The sequence below is a fragment of the Rhodococcus oryzae genome (assembly GCF_005049235.1).
Classification (GTDB): Bacteria; Actinomycetota; Actinomycetes; order Mycobacteriales; family Mycobacteriaceae; genus Rhodococcus_G; species Rhodococcus_G oryzae.
Window position 1 is genome coordinate 104308 of the sequence record NZ_SUMD01000006.1, and the last position, 19453, is coordinate 123760.

Annotated in this window: 14 protein-coding genes and 1 tRNA gene; 5 read left to right on the top strand and 10 right to left on the bottom strand. The window is 68.5% G+C overall.

The window, feature by feature from the left end; all coding sequences use genetic code 11:
• Positions 1-61 precede the first annotated feature (61 nt).
• On the top strand, positions 62-511 hold the full coding sequence (locus tag FCG67_RS14120) for a DUF6508 domain-containing protein (RefSeq protein ID WP_136910399.1): 450 nt from the start codon (positions 62-64) through the stop codon (positions 509-511).
• A complete protein-coding gene (locus tag FCG67_RS14125; RefSeq protein ID WP_136910400.1) occupies positions 508-1296 on the top strand; it encodes a PASTA domain-containing protein in 789 nt (262 codons plus the stop codon). The genes FCG67_RS14120 and FCG67_RS14125 overlap by 4 nt, the downstream gene beginning before the upstream one ends.
• Before the next feature lie 90 nt (positions 1297-1386).
• Here the strand turns inward: FCG67_RS14125 and FCG67_RS14130 are convergent, their stop codons facing one another.
• From FCG67_RS14130 to FCG67_RS14140, 3 genes are all read right to left on the bottom strand, one after another.
• Positions 1387-2781, bottom strand: coding sequence for an HNH endonuclease signature motif containing protein (locus FCG67_RS14130; protein WP_136910401.1), 1395 nt, complete (start codon positions 2779-2781; stop codon positions 1387-1389).
• Positions 2782-2842: 61 nt separating this feature from the next.
• The gene (locus FCG67_RS14135; protein ID WP_136910402.1) at positions 2843-4534 is read right to left on the bottom strand and encodes a cutinase family protein; all 1692 of its coding nucleotides are present in this window, start codon (positions 4532-4534) and stop codon (positions 2843-2845) included.
• A 182-nt stretch (positions 4535-4716) separates the two neighbouring features.
• Positions 4717-5385 (bottom strand): DUF4352 domain-containing protein, encoded by a 669-nt coding sequence (locus FCG67_RS14140; RefSeq protein ID WP_136910403.1) that lies wholly within the window; start codon positions 5383-5385, stop codon positions 4717-4719.
• A 256-nt stretch (positions 5386-5641) separates the two neighbouring features.
• Here FCG67_RS14140 and FCG67_RS14145 point away from each other — a divergent pair, with 256 nt between their 5' ends.
• Entirely contained in the window at positions 5642-8833 is a 3192-nt protein-coding gene (locus FCG67_RS14145; RefSeq protein WP_425467841.1) for a type I restriction endonuclease subunit R, read from the top strand.
• A 64-nt stretch (positions 8834-8897) separates the two neighbouring features.
• Here the strand turns inward: FCG67_RS14145 and FCG67_RS14150 are convergent, their stop codons facing one another.
• The 7 genes from FCG67_RS14150 to FCG67_RS14180 form a co-directional block, all read right to left on the bottom strand.
• Positions 8898-9386: a GNAT family N-acetyltransferase gene (locus tag FCG67_RS14150; protein ID WP_136910596.1), complete on the bottom strand. Its 489-nt coding sequence runs from the start codon at positions 9384-9386 to the stop codon at positions 8898-8900.
• A 55-nt stretch (positions 9387-9441) separates the two neighbouring features.
• Positions 9442-10092 (bottom strand): hypothetical protein, encoded by a 651-nt coding sequence (locus FCG67_RS14155; protein WP_077042586.1) that lies wholly within the window; start codon positions 10090-10092, stop codon positions 9442-9444.
• Between the two features lie 194 nt (positions 10093-10286).
• Positions 10287-11516 (bottom strand): serine hydrolase domain-containing protein, encoded by a 1230-nt coding sequence (locus FCG67_RS14160; protein ID WP_136910405.1) that lies wholly within the window; start codon positions 11514-11516, stop codon positions 10287-10289.
• 41 nt (positions 11517-11557) lie between these two features.
• Entirely contained in the window at positions 11558-12199 is a 642-nt protein-coding gene (locus FCG67_RS14165; RefSeq protein ID WP_136910406.1) for a DUF2461 domain-containing protein, read from the bottom strand.
• 71 nt (positions 12200-12270) lie between these two features.
• Positions 12271-13254: a ribose-phosphate diphosphokinase gene (locus FCG67_RS14170; RefSeq protein WP_077042583.1), complete on the bottom strand. Its 984-nt coding sequence runs from the start codon at positions 13252-13254 to the stop codon at positions 12271-12273.
• Positions 13251-14726, bottom strand: a complete 1476-nt coding sequence (gene glmU, locus FCG67_RS14175) for a bifunctional UDP-N-acetylglucosamine diphosphorylase/glucosamine-1-phosphate N-acetyltransferase GlmU (RefSeq protein WP_136910407.1) — start codon at positions 14724-14726, stop codon at positions 13251-13253. Before glmU ends, FCG67_RS14170 begins: the two co-directional genes overlap by 4 nt.
• A 58-nt stretch (positions 14727-14784) precedes the next feature.
• Positions 14785-14855 (bottom strand) — tRNA-Gln (locus FCG67_RS14180).
• Positions 14856-14994: 139 nt separating this feature from the next.
• On the opposite strand from FCG67_RS14180, the gene FCG67_RS14185 reads away from it, so the two are divergent.
• Positions 14995-15636, top strand: a complete 642-nt coding sequence (locus FCG67_RS14185; protein ID WP_136910408.1) for a TetR/AcrR family transcriptional regulator — start codon at positions 14995-14997, stop codon at positions 15634-15636.
• 147 nt (positions 15637-15783) lie between these two features.
• A complete protein-coding gene (gene mfd, locus FCG67_RS14190; protein ID WP_136910597.1) occupies positions 15784-19449 on the top strand; it encodes a transcription-repair coupling factor in 3666 nt (1221 codons plus the stop codon).
• Positions 19450-19453 lie beyond the last annotated feature (4 nt).

Sequence of the window (19453 nt, forward strand, 5' to 3'; positions counted from 1 at the left end):
GCGGGGCGGAGACACTGCGCCCGCGGATCCCTTCGCGGATGTGAATCCCACTCCCCATGCAGTGCTCGCGGCGCTGACTTCCGAGGACTGGGCGCAATTGCGCTCGCTGGTCGATCGGATGAACGCGCACTCCGGGTCCTTCGGCGGCTGGGTGGCTCCGGAACCGATCGACGAGAACTCCTTCTCGATGGGCTACAGCACGATGGGTCCACTGCTTGAGGAGTCCTTCAACTTCATCTACGACCGGAAGCTGATCCTGCTCGGGTTCGCTTGGATGGATTGGCATGCGGGTGACCTGCTGGTGAATGGTGAAACGCCTCCGGAGTGGTCGGCGCTGTCGCTGGAGGTCACACTGGGAATGATCACGGCCATCACCCGGAGCGACAGGTTCTGTGAGGGCGCACTCCTGAAGGCATTCGACGACGGCACCATGCCGAAACTCTTTGCCCGACTTCTGGATTTTGCGCCATCGGACGGAACCTCGGGAACCACCGCGAGGAGTTGCACGTGAAACAAATTGCTCCCTACCTCCGCGTGCTCGCTGGGTTATTCGCCGCCATCTGCACCTGGCTCGCGATCGTCGAGCTCATCAACGGGGACTTCGGGCAACTCGTGGTTCAGCTGCTCTTCGCCGCAGGCCTCTGGTATCTCGCGCTCGGCAAGCCGATCCGCGATCACCTCGCCAGGGTCAAGGTAGAACAGAGCGGACTCGCCGCCCGCGCGCAGGCCGGCCACGAGGCATTCCTGGCCGGCGACCCGGCCGCGTTCGGACCGCCACCGGAGGCGCCGAAGCCGCCTCCGGTTCGCAAGGGTGTGATCGTCGCGTCCGGGATCGCCGCGCTGCTCGTCGTCGTCGGGATCGTCAGTGACATCGGTGATGGACTGGACAACGAATCGGATTCGGCACCGACCAGTGCGATGAACGAGCCTGCGTCAGCAGCGGCAAGGCAGGCGGAAACCGCAGGGCGGGCCACCATGTCGGCCCAGCCGGTGCCGGTTGCTCCGGTGGTCGCACCGTCGGTCGAGTCAACGACGCAGGCCGCGCCGGCCGCCGCTCCCGTCGTCGCGGTCATGCCGTCTGTGGTGTGCATGAACCTGCAGGCCGCCCAGGACATGATCCAGGCAGCCGGGGTGTTCTTCTCCCGGAGTCAGGACGCCTCGGGCAAGGGCCGCGCGCAGGTGCTCGACCGCAATTGGGTGGTGGTCGCGCAGACCCCGCCCGCGGGTTCCACTGTCACAGAGGGCGAAGCGGTGCTCTCGGTGGTCAAGGAAGGTGAAGTCGGGGACTGCTCCTGAGGACGGGTCGACTCAGCCAGCGCACTGGGCACCGCGCCGACACCCCCTATTTTCTGGGTGGTGTCGGGCGGTGCCCTGCGGTTTTTGCTTTTAGGCGGCGAAGGGGAGTTGGTTGCGCCGGTTGTGTGCTGGCATGGGTTTTCGCTGGGGGTCGATCCAGGTGGGTGGGGTGAACCAAGGATGGCTGTCGTCTTTGCTGATGTGGACGGTCCAGTCGCCGCGGTGGATGGTGGTGTGGTGGAAGCGGCAGAGCAGTACCAGGTTTGACAGGTTGGTGGGTCCGCCGTTGGACCAGTGGATTATGTGGTGGGCTTCGGTCCAGGCGGCGGGTCGCCCGCAGCCGGGGAAGGCGCAGCCGCAGTCGCGTGCGTTCAGGGCGCGGCGGAGTTTGCGGGGGATGAGGCGGGTGGTGCGTCCGACGTCGATGGGGTTGCCGTCGGAGTCCATGGTGATGGGGGTGATGTCGGCGTCGCAGGAGATCTGGGCGGCGAGGTCGAGGGAGATCGGTCCGAGCCAGGGCATCCAGGCGGGTCCGCGCCGTCGCCCCTGGTGCTGGCTGCGTTCCGGGTGGTGGTGGTTGTCGGTGGTGGCGGCGAGGTCGTCGGCGTCGACGAAGACGTTGATGTGGGGTCGTTCGCCGCCTTCGCTGGGCGCCTGCCCGGAGTCCAGATATGAGCGGATGATGTGGGTGAGGGCGTCGGCGCGGCGTTGGGCGGGTGTGCGTTGGTCTTTGCTGGTTTGTCCGTCGCGGTTGTCGGCTCCGGGCCGCGGCTTGGATAAGGCGGACAGTGCGGTGAGGAGGGCTTCGCCGGAGGCGGCGTCGAGGTGTCCTTTGAGGTGGATGCGGCCGCCGAGTCCGGGTGAGGCGTGGAATTCGTTGAGTTCGGCGTTCTCGGAGTCGGGGTTCTTCTTGTCGCCGTTGAGGATGTGATCGAGGGCTTTGGCGCGTCGGGCGAGGGTGGTGGAGTCTTCGGTGCGGGCGGCGTATAGGAGGTAGCGGGCGCAGGCTTGTGTTCGGGTGGCGTCGGTTCCGACGATGTCGAACACATTCTCGCCGTCGCCGTCACCGGAAGCGTCACTGTCGGTATCAGTCGCGGTGTTGTCGTCGCTGCGGGCTGGGGCATCGGGGTCGGGCACCTTGTTCAGGAGTTCGACGATGACGCGGATCTGGTCGTAGTCGGTTTCTCCGGCGTCGAACGCGGTGGCGACCTCCGGGTGCTTGACCAGTTCCCGTCCGAGTTTGACGATCTTATTGGCCTGGCCGGGGGTCATGGTGGTCGCCCCGGCGAGCCAGTTGCCGGGGGAGGAGGCCCCGACCTGTTCGGCCACGCATCGTTGATCGACCTGATGCATCAGCCGGACCCGCAGCGCCTCGAGCTGCCGCATCAGCAGCGAGAGCTCGGGAATCAACCTCAGGAGTTCGGTATCCGCGAGTTGCCACGCGGCCACATCCGGTGGCGCGGTGAGCATCTCGTCGAGATCCATGTTCGAAGTCTACTCGAATGCATGTTCGATCGCTAGGGGTGTGGGTGACTGGGATGAGCTTCTATCCGGCCGGACTCGGAGCCGGAGTGGTGGTGGTCGGGATGGTGGTGGTCGCCGCCACCGCGGTGGTCGGGGGCGTCGCGATGGCCGGTACCGAGCCCTGCGAGTCCACCGGGACAGCGTCTTCAGTTGTGGGGGCCGCGCTCGGCGTCGTCGTGGGTGCCGATGCTGTAGCGGATTCCGACGCCGCCGGTGTTTCGGTGGGCGCCGCTTCGGTCGTGGTCGTCGCGGCGGACTCCGTCGCCGTCACGGTGCCCGCGACGGGTGCCGTGCTCGGTGCCGTCGGCGCGGATGTGGCCGTGGCGGTGGCCGAAGAGAGTGCGGCGGCCAGGCTTCCGGCGTCCGGCTTCGCCGACGGGTCGATGGGCTGTCCGTTCTGTGCCTGCTGAGCGAGGTGGGTCAGCCACGCCGCGGCGTACTCGGCGGAGGTCAACGGCTTCCCGTTGGCGGCATCGTTGTCGCGCCAGTAGTCGAAGTGATGACCGACGTCCTTGGCGAGCGTCAGCTGGTAGGGATCACTCAGAACGACCGGGATGGTGTTCTGGTTCGTCGTGATGAGCCCGATGATCTCCTTGAACACCTTCTGCGGAAGGTAGGCCAGCGGCGACATCTCGTCGGCGGAGATCGACTGGGCCTTCGCCGGGGCCTTCGCGGCCTCACCGGGCTTGTACGACGGGGAGGACACCGTCAGCAGCACGTCGAGGAAGGTCTGGTCGCCCTTCATCCAGTCCGGCTGGGACCGAACCTCCGCGAACGCGTTGAACGCGATCTGGCTGAGCGCGACGGCGACATCCTGTCCCGTCGCAGGCGTGAGGCCCTCGCGCTCGAGGGTGTCGACGTTCAGTTGCCTGCCCACGTTGATCGCGAGCTGCAACAGCGAGATGTTCTCCGGCACCGCGCAGGTGAAGTCCTTCTCGGAGCAGAACGACGCGACCTTGCCGCCCAGCGCGCCGAAATCGTCGCCGCCGGTGTCCGGGAGGGCGCCCGCTCCTGCGGTCGGGTTGGTGCCGTTCTGGTACTGCCGGTCGAATCCGTCCGGATTGGCAAACGGATTCTTCGCCCCGGGGAACGGGCCCTGACCATTCGCGCGGCCCGCGTCGGCCAGGATGACCACGCCGACGACGTTGCCCGGATTCACGATCCCGTATTCGCCGTTGGTGTCCGCGTCCTGATGGCCGACGTCCATCGCGACCCGCCGGGCGACGTCCGCGCCCTCGCTGTACCCGACGACGGCGAACTTCGTGTCCGGGCACGCCACCCGGATCTCGCGCATCACCGATTCGGTGTTGGCCACGCCCTTGGCGACGGCGCCCTCGTAGCTGCTCATGTTCGCGGGGTAGGCGATGTAGACGGCGGCATACGCCTTCGGATCGACGACACCGTTCGGTGCGTTGATCACCGGATCGACCCAGTGGCTGCTGTAGTCGCTCGACAAAGCGGCAGGCAGCGCCTCGCCGTTGGGTCCGACCAGCATCTTCGTGGTGCCCGCCACGGGCGTGTCATTGCGGCCGGCGATCGAGATGGTCACCATGTCGTGGCACTCGGTCACCGACGACGTGAGCTCGGTGTCCGCGGTGCGCGGCGCCGGGGACAAGGCCCACGTCAACCCGAGTATCGCCGTCACCCCCACGACAGCAGGCACCAAGGCAGCCGAAGCTATCCGATGGCGTGCGATGAACCCGCGAACTGTCATGTCGTCTCCCCATTCCGACTACCGAGGCACGCGTCGGTACTACCCCCCGAGCGGTGCGTCACATCACCAGATACATCGTCACATGGGACGGAAGTGCTACACAGAGATTACGCACGGACTTTCCGCAGTACCGGAAAGGGCACGACGCGCCCACCCCCCTCTGGTGGGCGCGCCGATCCGGACTACCGCAAGCTGACCCGCACCCCGCCGGAGAACATCGAGTCGTGTAGCTCGATCTCCGCGGGCGCCGCGTCGACGGGCATGTCGTAGACCACCTTCATGGTCACGGTGTTTCCGGGGTTGATCTCGTCCCAGAGCGCCACGTCGGTGTCCAGGTTCAGCCCGGCGGAGGTGTCCGCGGTGAACTTGCGACCCTTCGTGTCGTACATCTCCTGGTTGTCGGGGCTCAGCCCCTTCGGCTCGTCGGCGGTGTTCTGAACCGTCATCGTGACGATCACGAACTGGCCCTGCGCCTCCTCTGCGAGAAACTGGTTGTCGCCCAGGGACGACAGGCCGGTCTGCACATCGGTGACCACGAACTCGAACTTGCCGTCGCGGACAGCGGTGTTCATCGTGGCGGCGGCCTCCGAGGCCGGCTTGTTCGAAGGCGCCTCGACGGGCGCTCCGCCCGGCTGCGCGCCCGCGGGTGCCGCCTCAGAGGAGGCATCGGGATTTCCGGCTTCCTTGTCGCCGCCGCCGCTGAGGCCGCCGACGACCAGGATGGCGACGATCGCGCCGACGACCCACGGCCACTTCTTGGCCTTCTTCTTCGGCGGCTCGGGCGCAGGCTGCGGCGGGATCCGCCAACCCTGCGGGGACTGGTCGGGATTCGGTGTCTGGGGGTAGGTCATGGTCTCCCTCTCGTGGTCGGGCGGAGGCCGTCCGAGTTATTTCGTGAACGTGTGCTCACATCGTGCGGGAGTCGAGGCGACGGGTTGATACGTCGCCGCGATAAGGCGGGTTATCAAATCTCGGCACCGCCCTATGTGCCGGCCTGCGGTGTGCTGGACCCGTATTCGCCTCGGGACCTTGGGCACTCTGCCGAGGGAACCGTCACCCTTGGCGAGGGCACCTTCTAGGTTGGTCATCATGAAAGAGGTTGTGGACATGGGCGAGTCGCATGGGCTGTCCGAGGACGACTGGGAGCACCTGGCCCTCGACGTGCTTTCGGAGCTCGCATGGAAGCCGCTGAGCGGCACCGAAATCGCCCCCGGCACCGGTGAGCGGGCCTCCTGGGACGAGCTGTTGATCGTCCCGCGCCTGCGGGCCGCGATCGCCAAGTTCAATCCGGAGTTGCCTCCGCACATCGTCGACCAGGCGGTCGCGCTCGTCGCGACGGCCACCTCCAACGACGCGATCTCGGAGAATCAGGTCATCCACGGCTTCCTCACGGAGGGGCTGCGCAAGATCAGCTACGTCGACGACTCGGGAGTCGAGGTCACCCCGACCATCCGGCTGCTGTCCACTCAGCCCGACGACAACGACTGGCTCGCCGTCAACCAGGTGACGATCGTCCGGGCCGACTTCAAGCGCCGGTTCGACATCGTCCTCTACCTGAACGGGATGCCGGTCAGCGTCGTCGAGCTCAAGCGGGCGGGCGCCGAGCACGCAGGCCTCGTCGAGGCACATTCGCAGCTGCGCACGTACCTCGCGGAGTTCCCGCTGGCGTTCCGCTTCGCCGTCTTCAACCTCGTCTCCGACGGCATCACCGCTCGGTACGGCACCCCGTTCACCGCGTTCAATCACTTCTCGCCGTGGAACGTCGACGACGACGGCGTGCCGGTCACCGCGGAGAACTCCGAGGCCGACACCACCGCGCTCGACGTGGCGCTGCACGGCTTGTACAACCAGGAGCGGTTCCTGCAGCTGATCCGCGGTTACACCGCGTTCGACAAGGGTGAGGACGGACTGGTCAAGCGGATCGCCAAGCCGCACCAGTACTTTGCCGTCACCAAGGCAGAGGGCTCCACGGTCTACGCCGTGGAGAGCAACGGCAAGGCCGGCGTCGTGTGGCACACCCAGGGCTCGGGCAAGTCCATGGAGATGGAGCTCTACGCCAATCAGGTGATCCGACATCCCAAGCTGGCGAACCCGACGATCGTGGTCATCACGGACCGCACCGAGCTCGACGGACAGCTCTACGAGACCTTCCTGCGCTCGCAGTTGCTGCCCGAGCGCCCGCAGCAGGTCCGCAAGCGCGAGGAGTTGCGTCAGGAACTGTCCGGCCGGACCACTGGCGGCATCTACTTCACCACCCTGCAGAAGTTCGGGAAGACCAAAGAGGAGAAGGACTCAGGGGCCAGCCATCCGCTGCTGTCCGCCCGCAGGAACATCATCGTGATCGTCGACGAGGCGCATCGCAGCCACTACGACAACCTCGACGGCTACGCGCGGCACCTGCGCGACGCGTTGCCGCACGCCACCCTCATCGCCTTCACCGGCACCCCGATCTCGTTCGAGGACCGTGACACCCGGGCGGTGTTCGGCGACTACATCGACATCTACGACCTGACCCGCGCCGTCGCGGACGGGGCGACGGTCCCGGTGTACTTCGAGAGCAGGCTCGTCAAGGTCGCCTTCGCGGACGGGGTCAGCGAGGACGACCTCGACGCCACCGCCGACGAGGTGACCGCAGGCCTCGACGACACCGAGCGCGACCGGATCGAGAAGTCCGTCGCCGTCGTCAACGCCGTCTACGGCACGCCTGCCCGGTTGTCGAAGCTGGCGCAGGACGTCGTCGAGCACTGGGAGAACCGCCGGGACGCGATGCGCCCCTTCATCGGATCGGACGACAACCCGACGGCGCCGGGCAAGGCGATGATCGTCGGCGCCACCCGCGAGATCTGCGCCAACCTGTACCGCGAGATCGTGGCGCTGCGGCCGGACTGGCACTCCGACGACCTCGCCTCCGGGCGCATCAAGGTCGTCTACTCGGGCAACGCCTCGGATCAGCCCCCGATCAGCGACCACGTGCGCCGCGACTCGGAGAACGCGACGATCAAGAAGCGGCTCAAGGACGTCGACGACGAGCTGGAGATCGTCATCGTCAAGGACATGATGCTCACAGGCTTCGACTCGCCACCGCTGCACACCATGTACCTGGACCGGCCGCTCAAGGGCGCTCTGCTGATGCAGGCGCTGGCGCGCGTCAACCGGACCTTCCGGGGCAAGCAGGACGGCCTGCTCGTCGCCTACGCGCCGATCGCGGACCACCTGGCCGAGGCGCTGGCCGAATACACCCAGGCGGACCAGAAATCCAAGCCGTTGGGCCGCGACATCAACGAGGCGATCGACACCGCGAAGAACCTGATCACGGTCCTCGAGTCGATCCTGCACGGGTTCGACTGGCGAGCACGGCTGCGTGCCGCGAGCGCCCGCGCCTACTTCGAGGCGGCGAACGCGACCGTCAACCACCTCCGCGATCCGCGGAACCCGGAGAACCAGGTCCGCGAGGGGGAGGAGACCCTGGCCGTCCGCTACCGGAAGTTCGCCTCGCAGCTGTCGCGGGTGTGGGCCATCTGCGGCAGCCGCGAGGAACTCCGTGAGCTCGCGCCCACCGCGCGGTTCTTCGAGGAGGTCCGCGTCTACATGGCGAAGTGGGATGCGGAGGACCGGCTGGCGCGCGGCCAGGCGGTGCCCGAGGATGTGGAGCGCGCGCTGCGGCAGCTGATGGCGGCGTCGGTCGAATCCGGCGAGGTGCTCGACATCTACGACGCGGCGGGGATGCCGAAGCCGTCGCTGAGCGACATCAACGTCGACTTCATCGCCAAGACCAAGCAGGCGAAGAACCCCAATCTGGCGATCGAGGCACTGCGTCGACTCATCAACGAGGAGTCGCGGAAGGCCGCCAGACACAACGTCGTCCGCCAGCGCGCCTTCTCGGAGAAGCTGCAGGACCTGATGGTCAAGTACACCAACAGCCAGCTCACCTCCGCGGAGGTGATCGCGGCGATGGTCGAGATGGCGAAGGAGGTGGCCGAGGAGGCCGACCGCGGCGCCCGCTTCTCGCCGCCGCTCGACTACAAGGAGCTGGCGTTCTACGACGCCGTCTCGCAGAACCCTTCTGCCGTGGCGGAGCAGGGGGAGGGCAAGCTCGCCGACATCGCGCGCGAGTTGGTCGCCGTCATGCGACGGGACGTGCGCACCGACTGGACCGTCCGCGAGGACGTCAAGGCCAAGCTGCGCTCGCAGATCAAACGGCTGCTCACCAAGCACGGGTATCCGCCGGATCAGCAGCCCGAGGCGATCAAGCTGGTGATCGAGCAGATGGAGATCATCGCGCCGGAGATGGCGGCCTAGGGTGCCCTGTGCGCGATTTGTACCCCAGCTGGGGTACAAATCGCGCACAGGCGGCGGAGCCGCCCTACAGCGTCAACTGCATGAATGTCATGTCCAGCCAGCGCCCGAACTTCATCCCGACTTCGGGCATCACGGCGACCGTCCGGAAGCCGAACCGCTCGTGCAGCGTGATCGAGGTGGTGTTGCCGGACTCGATGCTCGCCACCATCACGTGCACACTGCCCGCCCTGGCCCGCTCGATCAGCGCCGCCATCAGCTGGGACGCGATCCCCTTGCGGTGGTGGTCGACGTGCACGTACACCGAGTTCTCCACCGTGTACCGGTAGCCGCTCTTGGCCCGCCACACGCCGTAGGACGCGTAACCCGCCACCCGGCCGTCGGATTCCGCGACGAGCACCGGATAGCCGGCCCGGCGGCGGGCCTCGAGCCACTCGCGGCGGTCCTCGACGTCCACCGTCTCCTCGTCCCAGATGGCGGTGGTGTTGAGCACCGCCTCGTTGTGGATCTCGAGGATGCCGGGCAGATCGAGGTGGTCGGCGTCGCGGATCAACAGGCTCACCGGCTCATCGTGCCGCACCGGGACGGTCCGCCGCATCGGGACCGTCGGGTCAGCCGTCGATGCCGCGGCGGGTCTTCTCCAGCGCGGCCAGCATGCGCAGGATCGAGGCCTTCTGGTTGCCGAGGTCGGTGAGCCGGGCGCGGGCCGCCAGGCCCTGACCGGCCTCCGCGACGGTGATCTGCTCGTCGACCGATGCGAGCTGGTCGAGCAGGCCCGTGACGCGCGCCTCGAGGGTCGCCATGTCGACGGTGGTGGTCGGTGCCGACGCGGCCGGGGTCGAGGCCGAGGAGGCTGCCTTCGGGGCGGCCGTGCGGCGGGGCGCGGGCGCGGTCTCCGCGACGACCGCGGCGGCGCGCGGCCGCAGGGCCTTGCGGACCAGGGCCGGGTCCGGCGGGGTCTCGAGCTTGATCTGGTTCAGCACGGCGCGGGCGTCGCGGGCGGTGACGCGCCACTCCCGCTCTTCCTCGTCGTCGGACTGCAGCGTGCCGCCGAGCGGGCGCAGACCGTACATCCCGAGGAAGCGCCGGGCGCCCTCGATGATCTCCTCGTTTTCGCGGCAGGTTCCGCAGCGCGGCTCGTTGCGGTACATGTCAACCGACTCCGCGTCTCCGCACCAGACGCAGGCTCCGGGGACCCATCGCCTGGCCGTCCGCATCGTCGTTGTTCCGGACTGGCCATCGAGTGTCTGCGCGTCAATCACGACGCATGACAATAGGGCAGAGCGAAGTGGCCCTCGACACCGGCTGGCAACCAACCTGCGGTTCTGCATTCCGGCGTGATCAATCTCATGTTCATGTCCCGGCGCGGCGCGCCGCGACCCGGTCAAACGCTTGCCGCGCAAGAGGTTCCGGCACCCGTCGGGACCTCGAACGGAGCCGGTCGACGGGCCCCGGGTTACCGCTGCGGCGGGGGCGGAGGCGCGTCGCCGGGGGCGAGCTGGGCACCTATCTTCCGGAAGATCGATTCGGCCTCGTTCTTGTACAGGCCGGCGTCGTCGAAGGCCTCCTGGTCGTAGGTGACGGCGACGGCGATCGCGACCTTCTTCGACGGCAGGTAGGCCTCCGCGGCCGCGTACCCGGAGAACAACGGGTTCTGCATCAGCCAGTCGCCGGTGATGACGATCCCGAGCCCGTAGGTGTAGCCCTCCGACATCGTGGTGCAGGTGGGGCATCCGGGCAGGGTCGTCGTCTTGCCGCGCAGGTCCGTCGACACCATCTTCTGGTACGACTCCGCGGACAGGAGCTTGCCGGTGCCGATCGCGACCGCGGTGTCGTGCATGTCGGAGATGTCGGTGGTCTGGACGGCCCCGCGGGTGATGGTCCAGGAGGGATTCCAGTAGGTGGATTCCTCGTAGAACGGGGCGCCGGCCGGGATCTTGAGGGCCTCGCGACGCTCGGAGCTGAAGGCGTGCAGGGCGGGTTCGGCGATGGCGGCGGTGCCGGGGTCGGTGGTGTTGGTCAGCCCGAGCGGGCCGAGCACCCTCTCCTGCATGAGGTCCGTCATCCGCTTGCCGGTGATCTTCTCCAACGCCAGCCCGAGGATCACGTAGTTGGTGTGCGCGTAGTTCCAGTTCGTCCCGGGCTCGTAGAGCAGCGGCTTGGCGGTCGCGGAGGCGATGAGTTCCTCGGGCGTCCACCTGCGGAAGGGGTCGGCGTAGATGGCCGCGTCGAACTCGGTGGCGCCCAGGACGTAGTCGGGATAGCCCGAGGTCATCTGGGCCAGCTGGCCGAGCGTCACGAGGTCGCTGTGGGGGATGTAGGGCAGCCAGGTCGACACCTTGTCGTCGAGGCTCACCTTCCCCTCGTCGACGAGCTGGAGCAGCAGGGTGGAGACGTAGGAGATGGCCACCGCGCCGTTGCGGAAGTGCATGTCGGTGGTGGCGGGCACGCCCGTCATCGACTCCCCGACGGCCTCGGTGAGGATCTCCCTGCCGTCGACGGTGGCGCGCACGATCACCGACTTCAGGTGGCCCTCGGCCATGGCCTCGCGGACGATCGTCTTGACGGCATCGGTCTGCGCCGGATCGGCGGGTGACGGGGGTGGCGACGCGGTGTCCGTCGAGGTGCACGCGGCCACGAGGCCGACCAGGCTCACGAGCACGAGAACGCGCCGAATCATCGCCATAGTTGATCATCGCAGATCGGGCGGGCCGGGCTGGTGGTTTTCTAGGCCGGGGCCCCGATCACATCGGTGGCCCATTCGACCAGGGGCCGCAACGATTCCCACGCCTCGCGGACCTCGGTCGCGGTGCGCCTGGTGTCGAGCCACTTCGGGGAGGCGTACAGGTGACTGGCCGTCAGCGACTTGTGGCGAAGCAGCTCGATCCGCGGATGCTCGACGGTGTAGCCGCGCGGCGTCGTCTTGAGCCGGTCGCCGCCGATCTCGAACTTCGCTGCCTCGAGGTCCCGGGTGATCGTCTCGAGCTGGCCGCCGCGGAGGTCGCTGTCGACCGCGGCACGGAAGCGCGCGACCCGATCCGGGTCGGCCTGATAGAAGCCGCCCGCCACGAAGAGCCCGCGGGCGTCGAGCTGCACGTAGTAGCCGAGGGCGGGTCCCACCGCGCAGAAGCCGCCCTGATGCGTCTTGTACGGCGACTTGTCCTTGGAGAACCGGACATCGCGGTACGGGCGGAACAGCTTGGCCTGCCCGAAATCGGGCTCCAGTTCGGCGAGCAACGCGGCCATCGGCGCGTGCACGCTCTCGTCGTAGACGGCCTTGTGCGCCGTCCACCAACTCTTGCTGTTGTCCGCCTCGAGGTCCTCGTAGAAGTCCAGGGCGGCGACGGGGAACCCGGAGAACGCGGTCATGTGAAAAGGCTAGCGCCTGTGCGCGGTTGACGGGTCAAGGGACTCGTCAACCGCGCACAGGCGCGAAGTGCCTAGGCGCTGCCGTTGAAGAGGGAGGTCACCGAGCCGTTCTCGAAGACCTCCTTGATGGTGCGCGCGAGCAGCGGCGCGATCGAGAGCACGGTCAGCGTCGGGAAACGCTTCTCCTCGGGGATCGGCAGCGTGTTGGTCGCGATGACCTCCTTGGCGCCGCAGGCCGCGAGTCGCTCGGCTGCCGGGTGCGAGAAGATCCCGTGCGTGGTGGCGATGATGACGTCGCCGGCACCGGCGTCCTTGAGCACCTTGACGGCGCCGGCGATGGTGCCGCCGGTGTCGATCATGTCGTCGATCAGCACGCAGGTGCGGCCGTTGACGTCACCGACGACGCGGTTGGACTTGACCTGGTTCGGGACCAGCGGATCGCGCGTCTTGTGCACGAACGCCAGCGGCGCGCCGTCGAGGGCATCCGCCCACTTCTCGGCGACCTTGACGCGGCCGGCGTCCGGGGAGACGACGCAGATGTTGTCGGTGCCGTAGTTCTCCCGCACGTACTCGGCGAGCTGGCCCTGCGCGTGCATGTGATCGACGGGGCCGTCGAAGAAGCCCTGGATCTGATCGGTGTGCAGGTCGACCGTGATGATCCGGTCGGCGCCCGCGGTCTTGAGCAGGTCCGCGATCAGGCGGGCCGAGATGGGCTCGCGGCCGCGGTGCTTCTTGTCCTGGCGGGCGTACGGGTAGAACGGCAGCACCGCGGTGATGCGCTTGGCGGACCCACGCTTGAGCGCGTCGATCATGATCAGCTGCTCCATGACCCACTGGTTCAGCGGGGCCGGGTGGCTCTGCAGCACGAACGCATCGGATCCACGCACCGACTCCTCGAACCGGACGAAGATCTCGCCGTTGGCGAAGTCGCGGGCGGTCTGCGGGGTGACCTGGATGTCCAGCTCTTTCGCGACCTGCTCGGCCAACTCGGGATGGGCGCGACCAGAGAAGAGCATCAGGTTCTTCTGGTTGTCGATCCAATTCGCGCTAGTCACTGATCTTCGCCATCCTTGTTCGTGTTTTCGGCTTGTTGCTGTTGTGCCCGCGCCGCCGCTTCGGCCGCCGCGGTGCCGGGTCGGTTCCGCTCGACCCAACCTTCGATGTTGCGCTGCTTACCCCCGGACACGGCGAGCGCGCCGGGCGGAACGTCGAACCGCAGCACCGTACCCGCACCGGTGTACGCACCGTCGCCCACCTGCACCGGGGCGACGAACATCGTGTCGGACCCGGTGCGGACGTGCGACCCCACCACCGTACGGCTCTTGCTGACGCCGTCGTAGTTGACGAAGACGCTCGACGCCCCGATGTTGCTGTGCTCACCGACGGTGGCGTCGCCGACATAGGTCAGGTGCGGCACCTTCGAGTGCGCCCCGATGTCGGAGTTCTTCACCTCGACGAAGGCGCCCAGCTTGCCCGCCTCGCCGAGCACGGTGCCGGGGCGCAGGTAGGTGAACGGCCCGACGGTGGCGCCCGCGCCGATCGTCGAGCGGTCGGCGTGGGTGCGGATCACGGTGGCGCCCTCGCCGACGGTGACGTCGCTGAGGGTCGAGTCCGGGCCGATGACGGCGTCCTCGCCCACGGTGGTGCGGCCGCGCAGCTGCACGCCTGGCTCGATGGTCACGTCGGGCCCGAGCTCCACGTCGACGTCGATCCACGTGCTCGAGGGGTCGATGACGGTGACCCCGGCGCGCATGTGCCGCACCAGGATCCGGCGGTTGAGCTCGTGCGCGAGGGTCGCGAGCTGGACCCGGTCGTTGGCCCCGGCGACGAGCAGCGAGTCGGCGAGGTGCTTGGCGCGCACCGTCTTGCCCGCGCGGCGGGCGATGGCGATGACGTCCGTCAGGTAGAGCTCGCCCTGCGCGTTGTTCGCGCTGAGCGAGGCGAGAGCGGAGCGCAGGGTGGCGACGTCGAAGGCGTAGACACCGGAGTTGACCTCGGTGATGGCGCGCTGCGAATCGGTGGCGTCGGCCTGCTCGACGATCGCGTTCACCTCGCCGTCGGTGGTGCGCAGGATGCGTCCGTAGCCGGTGGGGTCGGCGGCGGTGGAGGTGAGAACGGTCACGGCGGCCGCGGGGGCTGCGGTGTGGGTGGCGAGCAGCGCGCGCAGCGCCTCCCCGTCGAGCAAGGGGACATCGGCGGAGGTGACAAGGACGGTGCCGTCGAAGTCGTCGGGCAGCGCGCTCAGGCCGCACGCCACCGCGTGTCCGGTGCCCTTCTGCTCGTCCTGCACCGCGGTGAGGATCTTGCGGCCCAGGTCCCCGGCGACCTGTGCGGTCGCGGCGCCGACGGCCTCGCGCTCGTGGCCGACGACGGTGACCAGGTGCGCGGGATCGAGCTCGGAGGCCGCGTGCAGGGAATGCGCGAGCATCGTCCGACCGGCGATCGCGTGCAGCACTTTGGGGGTCTTGGACCGCATCCGAGTCCCTGCCCCTGCGGCGAGGACGACCACGGCGGTCTCGGCTGGCATGACGCTCCCTCGAACTCGAACCGGTCTCTACAGCTGCTGGCTGACCCAGCACTTCGCGCTCCGCCGCCAGGACTCGAACCTGAACTATCTGAACCAAAATCAGAGGTGCTGCCATTACACTACGGCGGATTGCCGCACCTGCGGAAACGCGTCAGAAACCGGAGGCTCCACCCGGCCCCGCCTGTGCGCCCACGATCCTCGCATGCTGGCGCGGATTTGGTCGAACCGCCTCGACTGAATCGATTCGCGCGCCGGATAGGCTGGCGGCATGTCCCGACCACCGCAGGCCTCCGGCGAACGACCTCCGCGGACGCGGATGACCGGCACCCAGCGTCGCGAGCAGCTGATCGAGATCGCCCGTGCCCTGTTCGCCGAACGCGGGTACGAGGCCACCTCCATCGAGGAGATCTCCGCCCGCGCGAGCGTTTCCAAGCCCGTGGTCTACGAGCACTTCGGCGGCAAGGAGGGCCTCTACGCCGTGGTCGTGGACCGCGAGATGTCGACCCTGCTCAACATGATCACCGCCTCGCTCTCGCAGAACCGGTCCCGCGTCCGGGTGGAGCGGGTGGCGTTGGCCCTGCTCACCTACGTCGAGGAGCGCACCGACGGCTTCCGCATCCTGGTGCGCGACTCCTCGGTGACGGCCGCCGACGGCACCTATTCGTCTCTGCTCAACGACGCGGTCGGCCAGGTCGGGCACATCCTGGCCTCGGACTTCTCCAAGCGTGGCTTCGACCCGGAGCTCGCCCCGCTCTATGCGCAGGCGTTGGTCGGGATGGTGTCGATGACCGCGCAGTGGTGGCTCGACGAACGCACCCCGCCCAAGGAAGTGGTGGCCGCGCACGTGGTGAACCTGTGCTGGAACGGCCTGACCAACCTGGAGGCCGATCCGAAGCTCGGCGGCGAGTAGCGGCGGCCGGGGTCGCGCCACCGCGGCGGGCCCATCGGAAAACGTCGGTGGCCGCGCCTAGACTCTTCTGTGGTCGTCCCCAGCGGCGGCTTCACCCGTTCGGCGAGCCCAGGAGCATCGACGTTGTCTTCCCGTTCTTCGAACCCGGTGGCCGTCGACTCCGCTGCGTTTCCCCTTGCCGGAGTGTTCTCGGTGGCCCTCGCCGACCCCGCCTTCGGCGGCGTGCGCGAGGCCGTCGGCTCGGCCTCGATCGACATCGTCGCGCCCACGCCGGCCAGGCCCTTCATCGCCTCGGCCATCGCGGGGGAGACGCAGCTGCTGCTCGTCACCGCGACCGGCCGCGAAGCCGACGACCTGACCGCCGAGCTGCGCGAGGTGCTCGGTGACGCTGTCGCGCAGTTCCCGTCCTGGGAGACGCTGCCGCACGAGCGGCTCTCGCCCGGCGCGGACACGGTCGGCCGCAGGCTCGAGGTGCTGCGCAGGCTGGCCCGCCCGGACGACGCCGACTACGGCCCGCCGCTGCGGGTCATCGTCACCACCGTCCGCTCGCTGGTGCAGCCGATGGCCCCCGGGCTCGGCGAGATCGAACCGATCACGCTGCGGGTCGGATCCGAACACGACTTCGACGCGCTGACGCACCGCCTTGTCGAACTGGCCTACGAGCGCGTCGACATGGTCGGCAAGCGCGGCGAGTTCGCGGTCAGGGGCGGCATCCTCGACATCTTCTCGCCGACCGCCGACCACCCGGTGCGGGTGGAGTTCTGGGGCGATGAGGTCACCGAGCTGCGCGCATTCTCGGTGGCCGATCAGCGATCGCTGCCCGAGCTGGAGGTCGCCACCCTGATCGCGCCGCCCTGTCGCGAGCTGCTGCTCACCGCGGCGGTGCGCGATCGCGCGGCCGCACTGGCCGCCGACAACCAGGCCGATGCGGCGCTGGTGGAGATGCTCGACAAGCTGTCCGCCGGCATCCCGGTCGAGGGCATGGAGGCGCTGCTGCCCGTGCTGCAGAACGGCGAGCTGGCGCTGCTCACCGACGCGCTGCCCGCGAAAACGCACGTGCTGCTCTGCGACCCGGAGAAGATCCGCACCCGCGCGACCGACCTGGTGCGCACCGGCCAGGAGTTCCTCGAGGCGTCCTGGACGGCGGCCTCGCTGGGCGGGGCGGCGCCGCTGGACGCGTCCGCGATCGACACCTCGAGCGTCGGCGGCAAGGGCCTCGACCTCGCGGCCTCCGCCTACCGGTCGCTGCGGCAGGTGCGCGAGAGTGTCGAGGCGTCCGGCAGGCCCTGGTGGACGGTCAGTCCGCTCGCCTCGGGCAGCGGCGAGGAACTGGCCCTCGAACTGCGGGCGGTACCGGAGGTCCGCGGTTCCGACGAGCTGCTGGCCGAACTGTTCGTGACGCTGCGGGCGCACGTGAGCGCGGGCGGTCGGGCCGCGATCGTGGTGGCCGGCTCCGGCACCGCGCACCGGGTGCTGGAACGCCTCGCCGAGGCGGAGGTCCCGGCGACCCAGCTCGCGCCGGGCGCGGCGCCAGGGCCGGGCGTGGTCGGGGTGCTCTGCGGCAGCCTGCACGACGGACTGATGTTCCCTGGCGGCGAGGCCACCGACGCAGATGCCGGCCTCGTCCTGATCACCGAGTCCGACCTCACCGGCAACCGCGTCGCGGCAGTCGGGGACGGCAAGCGGCTGCCCGCCAAGCGGCGCAATCAGGTCGACCCACTCGCGCTGACCGCGGGCGACATGGTGGTGCACGACCAGCACGGCATCGGCCGCTTCGTCGAGATGGTCGAGCGGACCGTGGGCGGCGCGCGCCGCGAGTACCTGGTGATCGAGTACGCGGCCAGCAAGCGGGGGCACCCCGGCGACCGGCTGTTCGTGCCGATGGAGTCCCTCGACCAGCTCTCCCGCTACGTCGGCGGCGAGCTGCCCGCGCTCTCGAAGCTCGGCGGCTCAGACTGGACCAACACCAAGCGCAAGGCCCGCAAGGCGGTTCGTGAGATCGCCGGCGAGCTGGTGCAGCTGTACGCCGCCAGGCAGGCCGCGCCGGGCCACGCCTTCGGCCCGGACACCCCGTGGCAGAAGGAGATGGAGGACGCGTTCGCGTTCACCGAGACCCACGACCAGTTGACGGTGATCGACGAGGTCAAGGGTGACATGGAGAAGCCGGTCCCGATGGACCGCGTGGTGATCGGCGACGTCGGCTACGGCAAGACCGAGGTCGCGGTCCGGGCCGCCTTCAAGGCAGTCCAGGACGGCAAGCAGGTGGCGGTGCTGGTGCCGACCACCCTTCTCGCGCAACAGCATCTGCAGACCTTCACAGAGCGGATGGCCGCCTTCCCGGTCAAGGTCCGGGGCCTGTCCCGGTTCACCGATGCGGGGGAGTCGAAGGAGATCATCGCCGGTATGGCGGACGGCGAGGTCGACGTCGTCGTCGGCACCCACCGGCTCTTGCAGACCGCGGTCCGCTGGAAGGACCTCGGGCTGGTGATCGTCGACGAGGAACAGCGCTTCGGCGTCGAGCACAAGGAACACATCAAGGCGCTGCGCACCCACGTCGACGTGCTCACCATGTCCGCCACCCCGATTCCGCGAACCCTCGAGATGAGCATGGCGGGCATCCGCGAGATGTCGACCATCCTCACCCCGCCCGAGGAGCGGCACCCGGTGCTCACCTATGTCGGCGCGTACGCCGACAAGCAGGTGGCCGCCGCGATCCGGCGCGAGCTGCTGCGGGATGGCCAGGTGTTCTACGTGCACAACCGGGTCAGCTCGATCGACAAGGCCGCCAAGCGACTTCGCGACCTGGTGCCCGAGGCGAGGGTGGTGGTCGCGCACGGCCAGATGAACGAGGAGACCCTCGAGAAGACCGTGCAGGGCTTCTGGGAGCGCGAGTTCGACGTGCTGGTGTGCACCACGATCATCGAGACCGGGCTGGACATCTCGAACGCCAACACCCTGCTCGTGGAGCGGGCCGATTCGCTCGGCCTGTCCCAGCTGCACCAGCTGCGTGGGCGCGTCGGCCGCAGCCGGGAGCGCGGGTACGCCTACTTCCTGTACCCGCCGGAGAAGCCGCTCACCGAGACCGCCTACGATCGCCTCGCCACCATCTCGCAGAACTCCGATCTGGGCGCGGGCATGGCCGTCGCCATGAAGGACCTCGAGATCCGCGGCGCGGGAAATGTGTTGGGTGCGGAGCAGTCCGGTCACGTCGCGGGTGTCGGTTTCGACCTGTACGTGCGGTTGGTCGGCGAGGCCGTTGAGGCGTTCCGCGCGGTCGCCGACGGCAGGCCGGTCACCACCGACGAGGCACCGAAAGAGGTCCGCATCGACCTGCCGGTGGACGCGCACATCCCGCCCGACTACGTGACCAGCGACCGGCTCCGGCTCGAGGCGTACCGGAAGCTGGCCGCCGCCACGGACCCCGAGGCCATCGCCGCGGTGATCGAGGAACTGGTCGACCGGTACGGCCCGGTGCCGGAGGAGGTGGGCCGGCTGGTCTCGGTCGCCAAGCTGCGCCTGCTCTGCCGCGAGTTCGGCCTCGAGGAGGTCTCTGTCGCGGGCACCCAGCTCAAGATCGCGCCGATGCACCTCCCGGACTCGAAGCAGCTGCGCCTCAAGCGCCTGTACCCGAGCGCGCAGTACCGAGCGACGACCGGGCTGGTGCAGCTTCCGTTGCCGCGCACCGGTTCCGGCGGGGTCGGCGCGGACCGGGTGCGCGACGTCGCGCTGCTGCAGTACATCGCGGACTTCCTGCTCGCGTTGGACGGCCGCGCGGCGGGCGCCGTCGACGTCAGCCTGCCGGCGAGGGTGTGAGGCG